Below are 16,334 nucleotides of genomic sequence, written 5' to 3'. Positions count from 1 at the left end.
GCTCGCGCCGATGCGACGACTCGCGCTCGTGGTGGCCCTCGCGGCCGCGTGCAAGCCCGCCCCCGCCACCACGACGCCCGACGCGACGCCCGCGGCCGCGGCCCCGAAGGCGGTCGACAAGGAGCTCGCGGCGGTCGCCGACCGCCTCGACCCCGGGCCGCAGGCGCCGATGTACGAGGTGCTGCCGACCTGGCTCAAGAGCAAGGTGGAGTCGTCGCTGGCCGGCGACCCGAAGTCGCCGAAGTCGGTGGCCGAGGCGCGCGAGGCGATCGCGGCGTGGGACAAGGTCGACACCAAGGACTCGCTGGCGACGATGCAGGGCGCGCTGGTGTTCGCGCGCGGATTGATTCTGGCCGAGCGGGCGGTCGCGGCCGGCAGCGACGACCCCGAGCTGCTGGCGGCGCTGACGAACGCGTACCGCGTGGTCCACAGCCTGCGGATGTTCCAGCGCAGCGGGCTGCTCGGGCAGATCTTGCAGATGGGGGTCGAGATGGCGCGCAAGGAGGCGCAGCTCGAGACGCAGCAGATCGAGGAGGCCGTGGCGGCGCTGGGCCGGGCGGTGGAGCGCGCGCCGGCGTTGCACATGCACGCGACGGCCCGGCTGCTGCGCGAGCACCCGAACCACCCGACGGTGCCGGAGGCGCTGGCGCGCGCGAGCCAGGCGAAGGTCGAGGCGGAGCAGTACGAGGAGGCCCTGGCGCTGCGCCGGCTGGCGGTGCAGCGCAAGGGCGAGCGCGCGAGCGGGAGCGACTGGGCGGCGCTGATGGGGGTGTGTTACTCGGCGCTCGACGTCGCCTGCGCGGACGCGGCGCGCAAGCAGGCCGAGGCGCTCGGGCCGGGCGAGCCGGGCGACGACAAGGCGGCGGCGTTCAAGAAGCGACTCGCCGACCTCGAGGTGACCGGGACCATGGTGCGGCGGACGCTGGCGCTGACGCAGGCGACGTCGCTCGAGGCGCAGCTCGAGCGCGGGCACCTGCTGCTGAAGCTGAACCGGCAGGGCGACGCGCAGCGGATCTTCGAGGGGCTGGCGGCGGCGCACCCGAACGACGCGCGCCCGCAGACGGGGCTCGGGGTGGTGGCGATCCACCGCCAGTTCGACCTCGAAGGGGTGATCCGCCACGTCCGGGCGGCGCGCAAGCTGGCCAACCACGACCGCCTCTACTACGAGGTGGCGCTCGGCACGATCTCGCCGCTGATGTTCACCGAGGTCGCGGCCCAGCTGGCGCAGGCGCCCGATGCCCCGGTGCCCGACCTCGACGCGCGCTTCGACGAGCTGCTCGAGCTGACCCGGGGCTTCCGCGCCCACGACCCGGCCCGCGCGGCGTTGCTCGAGCTGCTGTTCACGGTGACGCGCGAGGCGATGCCGAAGTTCCTGGGCAAGCAGCGCGAGGCGGGGCTGGCGACGCTGCGCAAGCTGCCGGACAAGGCGATGGCGCTGACGCGCAAGTTCCCCGAGTCGCGCGACGCGTGGCGGCTGGTGTTCTCGAGCTCGCGACTGACCGACGACCCCCGCAAGGCGCGGCTCTTGGCCAACGCGCCGCTGCCGGCGGCGCTGCAGCAGGACCCCGACCTGCGGGTGCAGCAGGTGCGGGCGCAGCTCGACGCGGCGCTGCTGTGGGAGGACGGCGACCTGCTGCTGGCGGCGATGAAGTCGGGGATGACGCTGCCGGAGACGGTCGACGCCGACACCGCCCTGACGATCCGCGCGACGCTCGACGCGGTCGCCGGGCGCGAGGGCGACACGGCGTCGCTGCAGCGGGCGGCCGCCGGGTTCGCGGCGCTGGCCGAGCGCAAGACCGGGAAGGAGCTGGCGCTCGCGCTCAACAACGCGGCGATGGTGACGGCTTACTCGGGCGACGTGCCGGCGGCGATGGCGATGCTCGAGCGCGCAGCCCAGGCGGCCCCGGAGAGCGTGACCGCGGCCTACAACATGGGCGCGCTGGCGTACCGCATGAACAGCCGCGAGGGGCTGGTCGAGCTGTTCGCCAAGATCATCGGGGCGTCGGAGATCGCCGGCGTCCGGCTGCATTCGCGCGCATTTTTGGTGACGCTGGCCGAGGCCGGGCAGGGCGACGTGGCGGTGACGCGCGAGGAGTTCGCGGCGGCCCTGGCCGGCGAAGAGGTGTACGAGTTCCGCGGCCGCGTGCCGCTCGGCCGCTGGGGGGTGGTCGAACAGGGCGAGTTCAAGGTGTCCCTCGGCTACGCGACCAACGGCGGGCTCACGGTGCTCGACGAGGTGGTGCCCCACTGGTGGCTGGTGGTGCCGGCCCCGGCGATGGACTCGCTGCTGGCGGGGCGGACGAAGGGCGGCAAGGGCGCGAAGAAGGCGGCGAAGGCGGCGAAGCCGTGAGGGCGAGGACGGCGAGCGGCGGATGAACTTCAGGACATGCTCGAGTGAGCATGCCCTTGGGGACATAAACAAATCTCGACGGATGCTCGCTCTGCTTCGGCGTGAGGGTGGGTGTTGGAAACTCAAGGACATGTTCTCATGAACATGTCCTAAAGGTCAGATGGACGACGGATCAGGCGCCCAGGCGCAGGCCGGGGAGCGGGCCGTCGCCGTCCTCGCCGAAGCTGTCGTCGGGCAGGCCGAGCGCCTGGAGGATCGAGACGTAGAGGCGGGCGAGCGGCGTACCTGTCTCGTAGACCAGGTGACGTCCGCCGCCCCACAGGTCGTCGCCGCCGGCCAGCAGCACCGGCATGTCGCGGTGGGTGTGGGCGTTGCCGTCGCCGACGTCGCTGCCGAGCAGGACGATGGTCGAGCGCAGGAGGTCGCCGTCGCCGTCGGGCGTGTCGGCGAGCCGCTGCAGCAGGCGCGCGAACTGGGCCGCCTGCCAGGCGTCGACCTTGCGCAGGCCGGCGATCTTGACGGCGTCACCTGCGTGATGGGACAGGTCGTGGTGGCCGCCCTCGACGCCGAGGAAGGGGAAGGCGCGGTTGCTGGCGGCGTTGCCGAGCATGAAGGAGATCGCGCGGGTGCGGTCGCAGGTCAGCGCGAGGACCATGAGCTCGGTCATCATGTCGACGTGGGCGAGGAAGTCGGCGGGCTCGTCCGGCGGACTCGCGGCAGTGCAGGCGCCGAGCCCGGCGGGGGCGTCGACCTGGCGCTCGAGCTCCCGCACGCCCGCGAGGTAGGCGTCGAGGCGCACGCGGTCGGCCGCGCCGAGGTCGCCCTCGAGGTCGTGGACATCGGCGAGGACGACGTCGAGGACGGAGCGCCGGGCGGCCCGTCGCGCGGCGCGGGCGGTCGCGCTGGCGCCGGGGTCGTCGCCGGCGAGGATGACGTCGAAGGCCAGCCGCGGGGAGGTGAGCTTGGGCAGCGGGGTGGTGGGCGAGGACCAGGAGATCGATCGGTGATAGGCGCAGGCGAAGCCGATGTCGCAGGCGCCGAACGAGCCGCCGCCCTCGCAGCCGAGCTGCAGCGAGGCCAGCGGCGTGGCGCCGGCGATCGCGGCGGCGTAGCGCTGGTCGAGCGAGACGCCGACGTGCAGGTCGACCTCGGACCGCCGCGCCTTGCGAGCGGTGAGGAAGGCCGCGGTGCCCGAGGCGTGCGAGCCCGGCAGCTCGGGCATGCCGGGGGTGTTGGCGAGGCCGGAGAAGACGATGAGCCGATCCTTCACCGGCGCGAGCGCGGCCAGCGAGGGCGAGAGCTGCAGCTCGGGTCTGGCGCGGGGAACCAAGCGTCGCCGCGCACGCCGTTGGGCACGAAGTAACACAGCAGCCGCCGCGGTCGCATCGCCTCGGCGGCGCGGGCCCGCGGGCGCATGACGTCGAGGAACGGCAGGCCGAGCGCGACGCCGCCGGCCAGGAGGGCCCGGCGCGACAGGCCACGACGTGTGGCAGACTTCATGCGGCCTCCTGCGGGGCGAGAGATGGAGAGCTCGACTCAAGCGGCCCCGGAGAACAGGGTGCATGTCCGTCGGGACATGGGATGGCGATCCGCGGGGCCAACATCACGGGGCCTCCTGCGCGCGGCGGACCCGGAACGGATCGCTCTGCACCACCGCCACCAGCAGCGCGACCAGGTCGCGCTCGGCAGCGATGAATTGATTAATGATGTCCTCGAGGACAGGTTGATCCTCGGTCACCAGCGGGCGGGCGAGCGCGTAGGTCAGGACCTTCGTGGCGACGCAGCGGGGGAAGCGGGGGTCGTCGGCGACGATCTCGGCGAGCTCGCGGACATCTTTAGCATTCGCCGGTGGGGAGTTCGCCGGACGCGTCGATGAGCTCGCCGTGTTCGCTGCCGCGCCAGGCGCCGACGGCGTCGAAGTGTTCGAAGGCGAGACCGATCGGGTCGAGGATTGCGTGGCAGCCGGCGCAGGCCGGGTTCGCGCGGTGCTGGGCCAGGCGCTCGCGGGCAGTGCTGGCGTCGCTCTCGGCCTGCGCGGCGGCCTCGGGCGGCGGCGGCGGCAGGGGTGAGCACAGTAGCTGCTCGAGCACGAAGCGGCCGCGGCGGGTCGGCGAGCTGGCGAACGGATAGGCGAGCACGGTCATCAGGCCCGGCTCGGTGAGCAGGCCGCGGCGCTTGTGCGGTCCGAGGTCGATGCGCGTGAAGTCGTCGACCGCGAGCTCGTCGGGCAAGTAGTAGAGCGCCGCGAGCTCGGCGTCGACGTGGGCGTGGGTGTCGAGCAGGAGGTCGCGGAGGTCGCGGCCGGGGACCAGGAACTCGCGGAAGCGCCGGCGCATCGCCTCGCGCATCGACTCGCGGACCGCGTCGTCGTAGCGCGGGTAGCGGTGGGCGTCGCGGAAGATGTCGTCGAGGCCGCGGAAGTACAGCCACTGGCCGGCGAAGCCGTCGACGAAGCCGGCGCTGCGCGGGTCGGCGAGCATGCGTCGGGTCTGCTCGGCGAGGACGGGCTCGCTTTGCAGCTCGCCGACCGCCGCGAGCGCGAGCAGCTCGTCGTCGGGGGCGCTGCTCCACAAGAAGTAGGACAGGCGGGCGGCGAGGGCGTAGTCGTCGAGCCAGCGCGACTCGCCCGGCGCTCCGGCGTCGAGCTCCCAGCGGAAGGTGAAGTGCGGCGACAGCAGGGCGGCCTCGATCACGATGCGCAGGCCGGCGTCGAGCTCGGCGGGATCGACGAGCGCGAGGTAGCGCTCGGTCTCGCTGTCCGACGGAGGACGGCGCCAGGCGCGGGTCAGCAGCGGCTCGACGATCGCGCGCAGACACGGCGCGGGATCGGCGGGGTCCGGCGTGCAGACCATCAGCGCCGCGCGGGCCGACTCGGAGGCCAGACTCGCGGCCGCGATCGACTCCGCCGAGTGTTGGAAGATCTGGACCAGCAGCGCCGAGGAGGTTGCGACGCCGCCACGGTGTCGAAGCCGAGCGCCGGCGGGTCGGCCGGGAACTCGCGCGTGAGCGCGGCCTCGACCCCGAGGACGTCGCGCACCGTGTTCGCGTACTCGAACGCGGTGAGTCGGCGGACCATGGCCTCGGGGACAGGTGGCGCGGGCTCGGGCTCGGTCGCGCAGGCGAGGAGACCGGCCGCGGCCGTGATCGTGGCGAGCGTGGCGAGCCGCGCGCGAGCGCGACGGAGGCCGGTCGCGGCCGCGATCGGGGCGAGCTTGTCGAGCCGCGCGCGAGCGCGACGGAGGCCGGTCGCGGCCGCGATCGGGGCGAGCGCGCCGGGCTGCGCGCGCGCGTGACGGAGGCCGCTCGCGAGTCGCATGACGCCTCGGCTGCGATCAGGCATGACGCCGGCGGCGCCACGGAGCGAACAGGGCCAGCAGCGCCAGGCCGAGCAGGTCGGGGAGGCCAGGGGCGGCCTTGCAGCCGCAGCCCTCCTTGTCGCCGCTGCCGCTGCCGTCGGTCGCGTCGCCGGTGGCGTCGGTCTCGTTCGCGTCGGTGTCGGTGGCAGGTTCGGCGCCGCCGGTGGGCTCGGTGTCGGAGCCGGTCTCGGTGTCGCTCTCGGAGGCGGAGCCCTCGGAGGCGCTGCCGGTGTCCTTCACCTCGAGCGAGATCTCGTGCTCGTCGCGCAGGGCGACGCCGTCGTCGCCGATGGCCCACAGCTTGTGGACGCCGGGCGCGACGGTCACCTCGATGGTACACGGCGGTGCATCGGGGCAGGGGCCGACCTCGACGTCGTCGACGCGGAGGGTGATGTCGCTCGGCTTGGGGAAGCCCTCGTGCTCGATGGTGACCTGGACGACCGCGTCGGGGCTGCCGTCGATCACTGCGCCGTCCTCGGGCGAGACGATGAGGACCGAGGCCGGGTCGAAGTCGGTGTCGCTGGTGGTGACGAGCTCGGCGGCGGAGGCCGGCGCAGCGGCGACCAGCAGAGCGACGGCGGATAGTTCAAGGCAAGCCAGCAGAAGTGAACGCATGCATCGATGGGGGTAGCCCGGCGGTCAGGGTCGGTCAAGTGTGACAGCGATGGCGCGGTCACCCGGCGGAGGATGGCTGAAGGGGCAGGTCGAAGGCGCGCGCGATCGTCTGTCCTCGAGGACAGGCGATCGCGCGCGAGAGCAGCGGGTGCCGGTCGCGGGTCGCATGGCGCTTCGCTGCTTCTTCGCAGGGATCAGGCGTGACGACGGCGGCGCCACGGGGCGAACAGGGCGAGCAGGGCCAGTCCGAGCACATCGGGGAGGCCGGGGGCGGCCTTGCAGCCGCAGCCCTCCTTGTCGCCGCTGCCTTCGCTGCTGCCGTCGCTGCTGCCGTCGCTGCTGCCGTCGCTGCTGCCGTCGCTGCTGCCGTCGCTCTCGTCGCCGTCGGTGTCGCCCGCGGTGGCGTCTGTGTCGGTGGCAGGCTCGGCGCCGCTGGTGGGGGAGCCGGTGTCGGTGTCGGTTTCGGTGTCGCTCTCGTTGGAGCTGCCGGTCTCCTTGACCTCGATCGAGATCGCGTGGCTGACGGCTGGCGCGATGCCGTCGTCCCCGATGGCCTCCACCTTGTGGGTGCCGGGGGCCACCGTCGCCTCGATCGTGCACGGCGGGGCGTCGGGACAGGCGGCGATCTCGACGTCGTCGATGCGCAACGAGACCGCGTTCGCGCTGCCGAAGCCCTCGTGCTCGATGGTGAAGGCGATGACGGCGTCGGGGTTGCCGACGATCACGGCGCCGTCCTCCGGCGAGACGATGACGACCGAGACCGGCTCGAAGTCGGTGTCGCTGGTGGTGACGAGCTCGGCGGCGGAGGCCGGCGCGGCGGCGAACAGCAAGGAGACCACGGACATGCTCAAAATTAAGTGAACGCATGCGAATGGGGGTAGCAAGGCCGCCCCGACCGGTCAAGTGTGACACCGATGCCGCGGTCACGCGCCTGCAGCGAATGGGATGATATGTCTGGAGAGACATGTCGCGCGCGGTTGAACATGTCCTGATGGACATATCAGGCGAGGGCCGTCGTCGGCGAGCGCGGCGGCGCCGACGAGGCGCGAAGACGTGTCCTCGGGGACATGTCGCGCACCGGCCGTCGCGCGGCGGGACGCCGGCCTCGGTCGCGGTCGCCCGGCGCGGTGCAGCAAGCCGGCGGCCTCGGTGGCTGCGAGTGGTCGAGCCGGCCGTGGCGCAGCGAATCGCCGGCGTCGGCGACACGAGGAGCACGGCCGCACGGCGCGGTGCGGCGAGCCGGCGGCCAACCACCGCCGGCGAGCTGTCCTTCAGGACAGATCAGTTCGGGTCGGGCTTGATCGTGTCGGGCCCGCTGATCGGCAGCTCGGGCAGCTTGATGTAGTCCATGTCGATCTTGCCGGTGAGGCTGTCGAGGAAGGCGATGAGGTAGGTCTTCTCCTCGTCGGACAGCTTGCCCTTGGCGAGCTGGTACTCGGCCATGACGTCGAGGGCGTCGCCGAGCTCCTTGGCCGAGCCGTCGTGCAGGTAGGGCGCGGTCTTGGCGACGTTGCGCAGGCCGGGCACCTTGAACACGTGCTTGTCCTCGGGCTTGTTCGTGACCTTGAAGCGGCCGACGTCCTTGGTCTCGTACGGCTTCACGGCGCCGAGCTTCTGGTACATCGTGCCGCCGAGCGTCGGGCCGGTGTGACAGCTGACGCAGTTGAGCTCGATGAACAGCTCGAGGCCGCGGAGGGCGTCGGAGCTCAGCGCGGTCATGTTGCCGTTCAGGAAGTCGTCGAACGGCGCGGGGGTGACGAGGCCGCGCTCGAAGGCGCCGATCGCCAGCGAGATGTTGCGCGGGTTGCAGGGGTCGGGGTCGGCCGGGAAGGCGGCCTTGAACAGGTCGGCGTAGCCCGGGACCGACTTGACCGAGTTGACGCAGGCGGCCTCGTCGGCGAGCGCCATCTCGACCGGGTTCGTCACCGGCTTGAGCGCCTGGTCCTCGACGTCGGTCGCGCGGCCGTCCCAGAACTGGGAGATGTGCATGGCCGCGTTGTAGACCGTGGGGGTGTTGCGCTCGCCGCGTTGCTTCTTGTGGCCGGGCGAGGTGGCCTCGTGGTCGACGCCGTAGTCGTCGAGCTTGTGGCAGCTGTTGCAGGACAGGTCGTGGTTCTTCGACAGCCGGGTGTCGTAGTAGAGGATCCGGCCGAGCGCGACCTTCTCGAGGGTGATGGGGTTGTTCGGCGATTCGGCGACGGCGGGCAGCGGCGAGAAGTACTTCTTCGCCGTCTCGAGCAGCTGCGCGGCCGAGGGCACCGGCCGGCTCGCCTTCTTCTTCGGGGCCTCGGACTTGCTCTCGGACTTGCTCGCGACGGCCGGCGCCGGGGCGGTCTTGCTTGCGCCTCCCTCGCAGCCGGTCGCCAGGAGAGCGGCCCCAAGCATGAGCAACGGGCCAGAGCAGTGAACTGTTGCGGGACGCTTGCGACGAACCATGACTGTTGCGACCATAGCGCACCGTGACCAGCTTTTCGCGCATTCTGCAAACTGCGACCCTGGCGCTTTTCGGGGTCTCCCTGACATCCCTGGCCGCGTGCGGCGGAGGCGGCGCCGAGAACCAGCTGCCGCTGACGAACCGCGTGTGGCTCACCCACGTGCCGAAGAAGCTCGACGACAGCGTCGGCGCGCTGGTGGTGTTCGAGGCCAAGGGCCGGCGCCAGTTCGGCGCGCTGTACAAGGGGTCGATGTTCCGCGGCAGCTTCGAGGTGTTCGAGTGGCAGCCCGACGAGCACGAGGGCCGGGCCCACCTGCGCCTGCTGCAGGACGACAAGTCCGTGAAGATCCGCACCGAGCCGTGCGAGCCGGACGCCGGCCTCGACAGCTGCATCATGCTGCACGGCGACCCGCTCGGCGCGGTCCGCTACCAGTCGAAGCGGATCTGGGGCCTGCGCGGGAAGCCGGCCATCTCCAGCCCGATCGAGCTCGACATCGCCGGCGACGTGCGGGCGCTGCTGGCGGCCGACCCCGAGCTGGCGGCGCTGCTGTCCGAAGAGACATGAGGCTTCGGGACATGTCCTTGAGGGCAGGTCTCGAAAGACAGGTCGGCGAGACGTGAGCGGCGTCGCGGCGCTGCTCGACCGCCTGGTCGCGCAGTTCGAGGGGCCCTACGACTTCCTGCGCGAGCTGGTGCAGAACGCCCTCGACGCGGGCAGCGACCGCGCCGAGGTGGCGCTCGACGTCCACCCCGGCGAGTCGGCCGACCCCGACGAGGTGGTGTTCGAACTGCGGGTCGCCGACGCCGGCGCAGGCATGGACGAGGCGATCATCGACGGCGGGCTGACGCGCCTGTTCGCCTCGACCAAGGCCGACGACCGCACGATGGCCGGCGGCTTCGGGATCGGCTTCGTCAGCGTGTTCGCCTGGCAGCCCGACGCGGTGGTGGTGCAGACGGGCCGCGCGGGCGAGGCGTGGGAGCTGACGTTCCACGCCGACCGCCGGTTCGACAAGCGGCCGCTCTCCGAGCCGCTGGAGGGCACGACGGTGACGCTGCTGCGCCGCGGCCGGGCGCCCGAGCGGGCCCAGATCGCCGAGGCCGTGCGCGACAGCCTGTGGCGCTGGTGCCGGTTCTGCCGGCTCGAGCTGTCGTTCGAGGACGTGGCCGGCGGCGAGGGGCCGGAGCTGATCCAGGACGCACCGGCGCCGCCGGGGGCGCTGGCGGCGATCGAGCCCCACCCCGACGGGGCGATCCACGTGGCCTTCGCGGTGCCGCCCGAGGCGGTGCTGCTGCGGCGCGGGCTGGTGCTGTCCCAGGGGACAGCCGCCGATCTGCTGGCCGACCTGCAGCCGCCGCCGGGGCCGACGCTCGAGCACCTGCAGGTGTGGGCCGACTCGCCGAACCTGCGCACGACGATGGCGCGCGACAAGGTGGTCGACGACCCGGGCCGCGCGGCGGTGCTGGGGCGGATCGCGCAGGCGATCGCGGGGCTGCGCGAGCGCCTGGTCGAAAGGACAGCCGAGGCGGCGGGCGAAGCCGGGCCGTGGACGCGCGCCCGCCACGACCACTACGCGTACCTGCACGCGCACCTGGCCCGCGAGCGCAGTCACCTCGGGGCAGGCCTGCTCGGGCGCCCGGTGCTGCGCGACCTGGCCGGCGAGCGGGCGCTGTCGCTGGCGCAGCTGCAAGCGCTGGCGCGGCCGCTGCTGTGGGCGCCTCTCGCGGCGAGGGAGGCGGCGACGAAGCGCCTGCTGGCGGCCGCGGCGGGGGCAGGGGTGCCGGTGCTGGCGGCGGAGGCCGGCGACCTCGAGTGGCTGGGTCGCCTGGTCGAAGGGACAGGTCTGACGCTCGCGGAGCTCGGCCGCGGGTGCGCGCTGATCGGCGAGGCGGCCGGCGAGGCGGAGGCGCTGCGCGCCAGCGTCGAGGCGGGGCTGGTGGGCGCGGGGGCGCAAGTGCGGCTGTGCGTGGGGACGGGCGAGGCCGGGGATGCGCCGCGCGGGGGCTGGGGATCGAGCTCGGACGCGGGCCGGCGGGGGTGCTGGTGTCGTGGACAGGTCAGCCGGTGGCAGCGGCGTGCTGGCGGGCGACGCCGCTGTGGCTCGACGCGGGCGAGCCGCTGCTGCGCGCGGCGGCGAAGAGCCACGCGGCCGAGCCGCGAGCGGCCTGCCGCTCGCTGGCGCTGGCGATCCGCGCGCAGCTGGTGGATGCTCCGGCGCCGGAGCGAGTGGCGGAGGCGATCGACGCGGCGCTCGGGCGCGCGGGGTGAGGGAGGCTCGTGAGCTGAGATGTCCCCGGGGACAGGGCGCGCTCGAATCGCCGTGGGGGCTCGCGCCTGCAGGTCGGGGGCCGCGGGATGAGCTGACTGAAGAGACAGGTGGTCCGTGGGTGGCGCCGAAGGTCCGTCGCGGTGGTCGGCGATGGCGGCGGGCGCCTTTGCGTGCGAGATTCACGGGCATCACCTGCGAGCGAGCGACCTTGACGACGACGAAGCGGATGACCCTCCTCGGTGCGCTGGGCTTGATGCTCTCGGCCTGCGGGCCCGAGCCGGCGACGACCGCGACGACGACGGCGGAGACGACGACGGGGACCGACGGTACGACGACGGGCACGACGACGGGCACGACGACGACGAGCCCGACGACGACGGGGCCGGGGACGACGACGAGCGACACGACGACGAGCGACACGACGACCGGCGGGGCGTGCCTCGAGTTCGCGACGACGGTGCCGCCGGACGGGGAAGAGGTGCCGGCGCAGTTCACCTGCGGGCACGAGGCGCCGGTGTGCCCGTCGAACGGGGTCGCGGGGCTGTTCTCGTTCGAGGAGTCGCCCGAGTTCGACGACAAGGTCAGCACCGAAGATCTGTCTCGGGTGCACTGCCTGCTCGAGGCGCTGCGCGACCGCACGGCGGGCGAGGTCGCGTACGAGCTGAGCTGGCCGGTGCTCGGCACGGACAAGGGGACGCTCGAGATCGCGGGCGAGTTCGTGATAGCGCGCCGTGAGGTCGTCGAGGACTTCAACTACGAGTACGAGGAGGCGGCGCTGGTGCTGGAGCCGCCGCAGGTGTTCGCCGACTGCCGGGCGCAGAACACCGCGAGCGCGGCGTGGGGGTGCCTGCGGCCGTACATCCTGGTGGACACGCAGCAGCTCGCGTGCGTGGCGGCGCCGCTCGTGTGCGAGTGACGGGGTTCGCGCGGGCAACAGCGACGAGGCCGACTTGCGGTAGACTGGCGCGCGTGCCGGCGGGGCGGACGGGGACGAGCGCTCGCGGGAGGGGCCGCGGATGAGCGAGCCGCACCCGAGCGTGGCCGCGGCGCTGGCGCGGATCCGCCGCGCCGAGGGCGAGGCGGGGGCGCTGCGCGCGTTCACGGTGGCGCGCACGGAGGCGGTGCTGCGCCTGCGCGAGCTGCCGCGGCCGGGGGCGTGGCACTTCACGCTGCCGCTGGTGCGGGCGGCCAACGCGGTCGCGCCGGGGGCCCGCGGCTGCGCCCGCGAGCGCGAGGACGGGGAGCTGCGGACGCTGACGCTGACGTTCTCGACGGCGGGCTTCGACTTCGCGCCGGTCGACCTGCGTGGGCTGGTGCTGGCGGCGGCGGAGGGCGATTCGGACATGTCCGAAGAGTCATGTCCGAAGGGACCTGCCGCGAGCTGGCGGCGGCTGGTCGGCGCGGGCGTCAACGAGGCGCTGGCGGGGGCGCCGGTGGCGGTCGAGGTGCGGACGGCGGCGGGGGCGGTGCGATATGTCCGCAAGGACAGCCACGCGGCCGGCCAGGACCCGTACGCGGAGCTGCCGGCGGCGGGGCGCTGCCTGCCGCAGGCGTTCGAGGTCGAGCTGCAGTGGCCGCGGCCGGGCTTCGGGCGCCGGTTGACGAGCTGGCTGGCGCGCCAGGCAGGGGCCGAGGCGGCGCTGACGGAGCTGTGGCTGGCGGCGCTGCCGGGGGCGGAGCCGAGCGAGAAGGCGAGCTCGTGGATCAAGCTCGGGCGGCCGCTGCCGGGGATGAAGGTGTCTCTCGGGACAGCCGAGGCGCCGGTCGGGACGTGGGGCTGGGCGCCGGAGCAGGGCGGGCCGTGGCTGGTGCGCGAGGGGGTGCGGCTGGTGTCGCTGGCGCCGGCGCTGACGCGCCTGGGGCTGACGCCCGCCGAGTTCGCGGGGTGGATCGAGTGCCCGCGGGTGAGGTTGACGGCGGACGAGGCGTCGGTGGCGCTCGACGCGGGTTGCGAGCTGCTGGCGGCGTGGCTGCTCGACGCGCGCGCGCACAGCTTCCCCGACCCGAGCGCGGCGGGCTTCGCGGTCCAGTGGCCGACCGAGCTGCGCCACGTGCCGACGGTGAGCGGCCGGCCGGCGCCGATCGAGCAGGTGGCCCAGCGCTGCCGCCAGGGCCGCGACCTGGTCTACGCGTGGCCGCATCAGGCGCAGTCGGTGGCGCCGGCGATCCAGGCGCGGGTGTACGCGCTGTGGCCGTCGGAGCTGGCGCTGCTGCAGAAGGCGATCCCGGAGGCCCGGCCGGTGCCGGCGCGCGCGCTCGGCGAGAGCCCGCAGTTCGAGCGATCTGACCTTTCGAACCTGTTCAAAAGCGCATTGCCTCCGGAACAGGTGCCGATGGGGGCGGAGGCGAGCGCGAGCACGTCCGCGGGGGCGCGGGTGCAGGTGACGCTCGAGGCGTTCGTGCACCGGTTCGCGTCGGCGGAGGAGGGGGCGATCGCGCTGCTGTTCCACGAGCGGCGAGTGGCCCACGTGCGCGAGTCGGGGCGGACGATCGCCGGGGTGACGCTGGTGGCCAAGCTGGTCGGCGAGACGCCCGAGGCGCTGACGATCGACGGGCTGCGGGCGGAGAAGGGGCTGCTGAACGCGATCGCGGAGAGCTGCCGGGCGGCGGCGCTGCGGGTGATCGATCGGCTGCTGGCGCCGGCGCTGGCCCACGAGAGCCCGTGGGAGCTGCCGCTGGTGCGCGCGCAGGCGGGGGCGTTGACGGGGGCGGCGCTGGCGGTGCGCTACCGGCCGCGGCGCGAGCCGGGCGGCGAGGAGGCGGCGGAGCTGGCGTGGGACGAGTCGCCGCTGCTGGCGCTGACGGTCGGGCACGACATGGCCGGGCAGCCGGTGACGCTGCAGCACGCGCTGGTCCGCTGCCGCGAGGTCGGCGGGATCGTGGTCGAAGATCCGAAGCAGCGCTGGACGACCTTCCGCTCGCCCGACCCGCGCCACGAGCCGTGGGCGCTGAGCCGCGAGGGCCGCGCGCTGTGCCAGCGGGTGCTCGGTGATGCTGTCCTCTGGGACATGCCGACGACGCCCGAGGGGCACCTGCTGCCGGCGCCGGCGGAGGAGCAGCGCCGCCTGGTCCTCGGGCCAGGTGCGATCGCGCAGGCGCAGGCGTCGGCCCGGCCGCCGTGGGAGCGCGCGGAGCTGCGGGCCCACCTGCTGGTGGCGGAGGCGCTGGGGCTGGCGGTGGCCGAGGTCGTCGACGCGCCGCTGTGGGTCCGCTACGACCCGCGTACGCTCGAGCCGGTGCGGATGGTGTCGCGCTCGGACGCGCGGACCGAATGCCTCGGGCTGCTGCCGCCGGGGTCGGGCTCGCGCGCGCTGAGCGGGCCGGCGCTGCTGGTGACGTCGGGGGAGGCGCGGCTGCTGCACGCGGCCGGTCATCCGCTGGCGGCCGCGGCGACGGGCGCGACGACGATGACGACGCGGCCGAGCCGGGCGCCGCTGCGCCGCGCGGGAGGTGCCGCGCCGCCCTTGGCGGTGCTGCCGGTGGCCGACGCGCTGTGCCTGGGGGCGCTGCGGGTGGAGGCGGGGCCGGCCAAGATCGCGGTGTGGGGCGGCGGGCTGCACATCAACGACGTCGAGCTGCCGCCGCCGCTGGACTGGATCGGCGGGCGCCTGACGCTGACCCGCGAGGGGACGCGGGCGGGGAGCGAGCGGCTGGCGGCGCAGGTGAAGGGGCTGGCGCGCGAGGTGGTGCGCACGGCGCTGCGGGAGCGGCTGCTGCACGCGCCGGGGTCGCCGCAGCGGACGGGGCTCGACGCGTTCCGCGAGCGCTGCGCGGCACCTGGTTCGTCTGTCTCGGAGTTTATGCGCGAAAAGCCATGTCTCGACGGACATGCTCTGGCAGACATGTGCGCGCAGTCGCTGAAGCAGCACCCGCTGCGCCGGCTGGCCCGGGGCCGCGGGGGTTCGAAGACCTGCTGCGGCAGGCGCTGACGCGGCCGGTGGCGATCGAGGGGGCGTTCCTGTCGTGGCAGGCGGCGCGGCTCGGCAACGCGGAGGGGCGGGCGTGGTCGATCGAGCTGGGGCGCCGCAACGCGGAGATCCAGCAAGCCCTGGCCGAGGACGCGAAGCTGGACGCGCTGTTCGCGGCCGCGGGGCTGGCGCTGGCCCAGCTGTTCGCGGAGGCGCGGGCGCGCGGGCTGCCGGGGTCCGGGCTTCCCGAGGAGCTGGTGGCCGGGTATCGTGTCCTCGCGTTGCTGTACGCACATGTCCCTTGAGACATCCGTGACGCACGCTCCCGACCGCACATGTCCCTCGAGTCATCCATGAAGTACGCGTCCAACCGCGAGTGGCTCGCCGCCGAGCCGTTCACGCTGGCCCTGTCGGCCGGGTTCTTCGGCTTCTTCGCCCACACGGGGTGCTGCAGGCGCTCGAGGAGACCGGGCTTTCGCCGCGGCGGATCGTCGGGGTGAGCGCAGGGGCGCTGGCCGGCGGGCTGTGGGCGTCAGGGCTGTCGGCGACCGAGCTGGCGGAGGAGCTGCTGCGCCTGCGCCGGGCCGACTTCTGGGACCCGGGGCTGCCGCTCGGTGGATTGCTGAAGGGCGGGAAGTTCGCGGCGAAGCTGCGCTCGCTGCTCGACGACCGCGGAATTCGCCGGGTCGAGGACTGCCGGCTGCCGTTCGCGGCGGTGGTCTACGACGTCGCGTCCCGCCGGGTCCGCGCGGTCGACCAGGGGCCGTTGGGTCCGGCGATCCAGGCGTCCTGCACGGTGCCGCTGATGTTCCGCCCGCTCCGCCACGAGGGCCGGCTGCTGCTCGACGGAGGGGTGGCGGATCGCCTGGGCCTGTGCGCGCTGCAGCCGGGCGAACGCGCGCTGCACCACGCGCTCCGCTCGCGCAGCCCGTGGCGCGGGCTGTCGGCGGCGGTGCCGAGCGGGCTGTCCGATGGGCCAGGTCGCAAGGTGCTGATGGTCGACGACCTGCCGCGGGTGACTCCGTTCCGCCTCGACGCCGGGCCGGCGGCGCTGCGCCGCGGACACGCGGCGATGACGGCGTGGCTGGCGGCGCCGGGGTGAGCGGCAGGCCGCGAGCGGCAATGAAAGGTGGCATGACCGCGAGCTGTCTGATGGGACAGGCTGGAAGCGTGGTCGCTAGCGATGCGGGTGGCTCCCTTCCACCTCGATGTAGGGCGGCGGCGCTGCGCCGCGGACACGCGGCGATGACCGCGTGGCTGGCAGCGCCGCGGTGAGCAACAGGCCTCGAGCCGAAAAGAAAGATAGTGGCCGAACCTGTCTGATGGGACAGGCTGGACGTGCGGCGGCGAGGATGATGACAGGCGAGAGAATGTCCGATGGGACAGGTCGACCATGCGTCCTGG

Annotated in this window: 15 protein-coding genes and 1 pseudogene; 8 read left to right on the top strand and 8 right to left on the bottom strand. The window is 73.6% G+C overall.

What is annotated here, in order from left to right:
* Positions 1 to 10: 10 nt before the first annotated feature.
* A complete protein-coding gene (locus tag OV079_RS34680; RefSeq protein ID WP_267773654.1) occupies positions 11 to 2,350 on the top strand; it encodes a tetratricopeptide repeat protein in 2,340 nt (779 codons plus the stop codon).
* 172 nt (positions 2,351 to 2,522) lie between these two features.
* On the opposite strand, the gene OV079_RS34675 is transcribed toward OV079_RS34680, so the two are convergent.
* The 8 genes and pseudogenes from OV079_RS34675 to OV079_RS34640 form a co-directional block, all read right to left on the bottom strand.
* A complete protein-coding gene (locus OV079_RS34675; protein ID WP_267773652.1) occupies positions 2,523 to 3,620 on the bottom strand; it encodes a DUF1552 domain-containing protein in 1,098 nt (365 codons plus the stop codon).
* Positions 3,617 to 3,850, bottom strand: a complete 234-nt coding sequence (locus tag OV079_RS34670) for a hypothetical protein (RefSeq protein WP_267773651.1) — start codon at positions 3,848 to 3,850, stop codon at positions 3,617 to 3,619. Before OV079_RS34670 ends, OV079_RS34675 begins: the two co-directional genes overlap by 4 nt.
* Positions 3,851 to 3,953: 103 nt before the next feature.
* Positions 3,954 to 4,175 (bottom strand): annotated as a pseudogene (locus OV079_RS34665) (DUF1585 domain-containing protein); the annotation flags it as partial.
* Positions 4,176 to 4,185: 10 nt separating this feature from the next.
* Positions 4,186 to 5,202 (bottom strand): DUF1592 domain-containing protein, encoded by a 1,017-nt coding sequence (locus OV079_RS34660; RefSeq protein WP_267773650.1) that lies wholly within the window; start codon positions 5,200 to 5,202, stop codon positions 4,186 to 4,188.
* Positions 5,202 to 5,666: a DUF1587 domain-containing protein gene (locus OV079_RS34655; protein WP_267773649.1), complete on the bottom strand. Its 465-nt coding sequence runs from the start codon at positions 5,664 to 5,666 to the stop codon at positions 5,202 to 5,204. Before OV079_RS34655 ends, OV079_RS34660 begins: the two co-directional genes overlap by 1 nt.
* A gap of 16 nt (positions 5,667 to 5,682) precedes the next feature.
* Positions 5,683 to 6,321, bottom strand: a complete 639-nt coding sequence (locus tag OV079_RS34650) for a hypothetical protein (protein WP_267773647.1) — start codon at positions 6,319 to 6,321, stop codon at positions 5,683 to 5,685.
* A 194-nt stretch (positions 6,322 to 6,515) separates the two neighbouring features.
* A complete protein-coding gene (locus OV079_RS34645; RefSeq protein WP_267773645.1) occupies positions 6,516 to 7,166 on the bottom strand; it encodes a hypothetical protein in 651 nt (216 codons plus the stop codon).
* Between the two features lie 436 nt (positions 7,167 to 7,602).
* On the bottom strand, positions 7,603 to 8,706 hold the full coding sequence (locus OV079_RS34640; protein WP_267773643.1) for a cytochrome-c peroxidase: 1,104 nt from the start codon (positions 8,704 to 8,706) through the stop codon (positions 7,603 to 7,605).
* Positions 8,707 to 8,780: 74 nt separating this feature from the next.
* On the opposite strand from OV079_RS34640, the gene OV079_RS34635 reads away from it, so the two are divergent.
* The 7 genes from OV079_RS34635 (at position 8,781) to OV079_RS34605 (ending at position 16,032) form a co-directional block, all read left to right on the top strand.
* On the top strand, positions 8,781 to 9,320 hold the full coding sequence (locus OV079_RS34635; RefSeq protein ID WP_267773642.1) for a hypothetical protein: 540 nt from the start codon (positions 8,781 to 8,783) through the stop codon (positions 9,318 to 9,320).
* A 52-nt stretch (positions 9,321 to 9,372) separates the two neighbouring features.
* Positions 9,373 to 11,034: an ATP-binding protein gene (locus OV079_RS34630; RefSeq protein ID WP_267773640.1), complete on the top strand. Its 1,662-nt coding sequence runs from the start codon at positions 9,373 to 9,375 to the stop codon at positions 11,032 to 11,034.
* 214 nt (positions 11,035 to 11,248) lie between these two features.
* On the top strand, positions 11,249 to 11,938 hold the full coding sequence (locus OV079_RS34625) for a hypothetical protein (protein ID WP_267773639.1): 690 nt from the start codon (positions 11,249 to 11,251) through the stop codon (positions 11,936 to 11,938).
* A gap of 100 nt (positions 11,939 to 12,038) precedes the next feature.
* Positions 12,039 to 14,951 carry a hypothetical protein gene (locus OV079_RS34620; protein WP_267773637.1) on the top strand — a complete coding sequence of 971 codons (2,913 nt, stop codon included), beginning with the start codon at positions 12,039 to 12,041 and terminating at the stop codon, positions 14,949 to 14,951.
* Positions 14,952 to 14,959: 8 nt separating this feature from the next.
* A complete protein-coding gene (locus OV079_RS34615) occupies positions 14,960 to 15,235 on the top strand; it encodes a hypothetical protein (protein ID WP_267773636.1) in 276 nt (91 codons plus the stop codon).
* A 48-nt stretch (positions 15,236 to 15,283) separates the two neighbouring features.
* A complete protein-coding gene (locus tag OV079_RS34610; RefSeq protein ID WP_267773635.1) occupies positions 15,284 to 15,430 on the top strand; it encodes a hypothetical protein in 147 nt (48 codons plus the stop codon).
* Complete coding sequence (locus tag OV079_RS34605) at positions 15,427 to 16,032, top strand: patatin-like phospholipase family protein (RefSeq protein ID WP_267773633.1); 606 nt, start codon at positions 15,427 to 15,429, stop codon at positions 16,030 to 16,032. The genes OV079_RS34610 and OV079_RS34605 overlap by 4 nt, the downstream gene beginning before the upstream one ends.
* Positions 16,033 to 16,334: the final 302 nt, after the last annotated feature.

It is taken from the genome of Nannocystis pusilla (assembly GCF_026626665.1).
GTDB lineage: Bacteria > Myxococcota_A > Polyangia > Nannocystales > Nannocystaceae > Nannocystis > Nannocystis pusilla.
The sequence above is the reverse complement of the archived record's forward strand: the minus strand, read 5'-3'. Positions and strand labels throughout refer to the sequence as shown.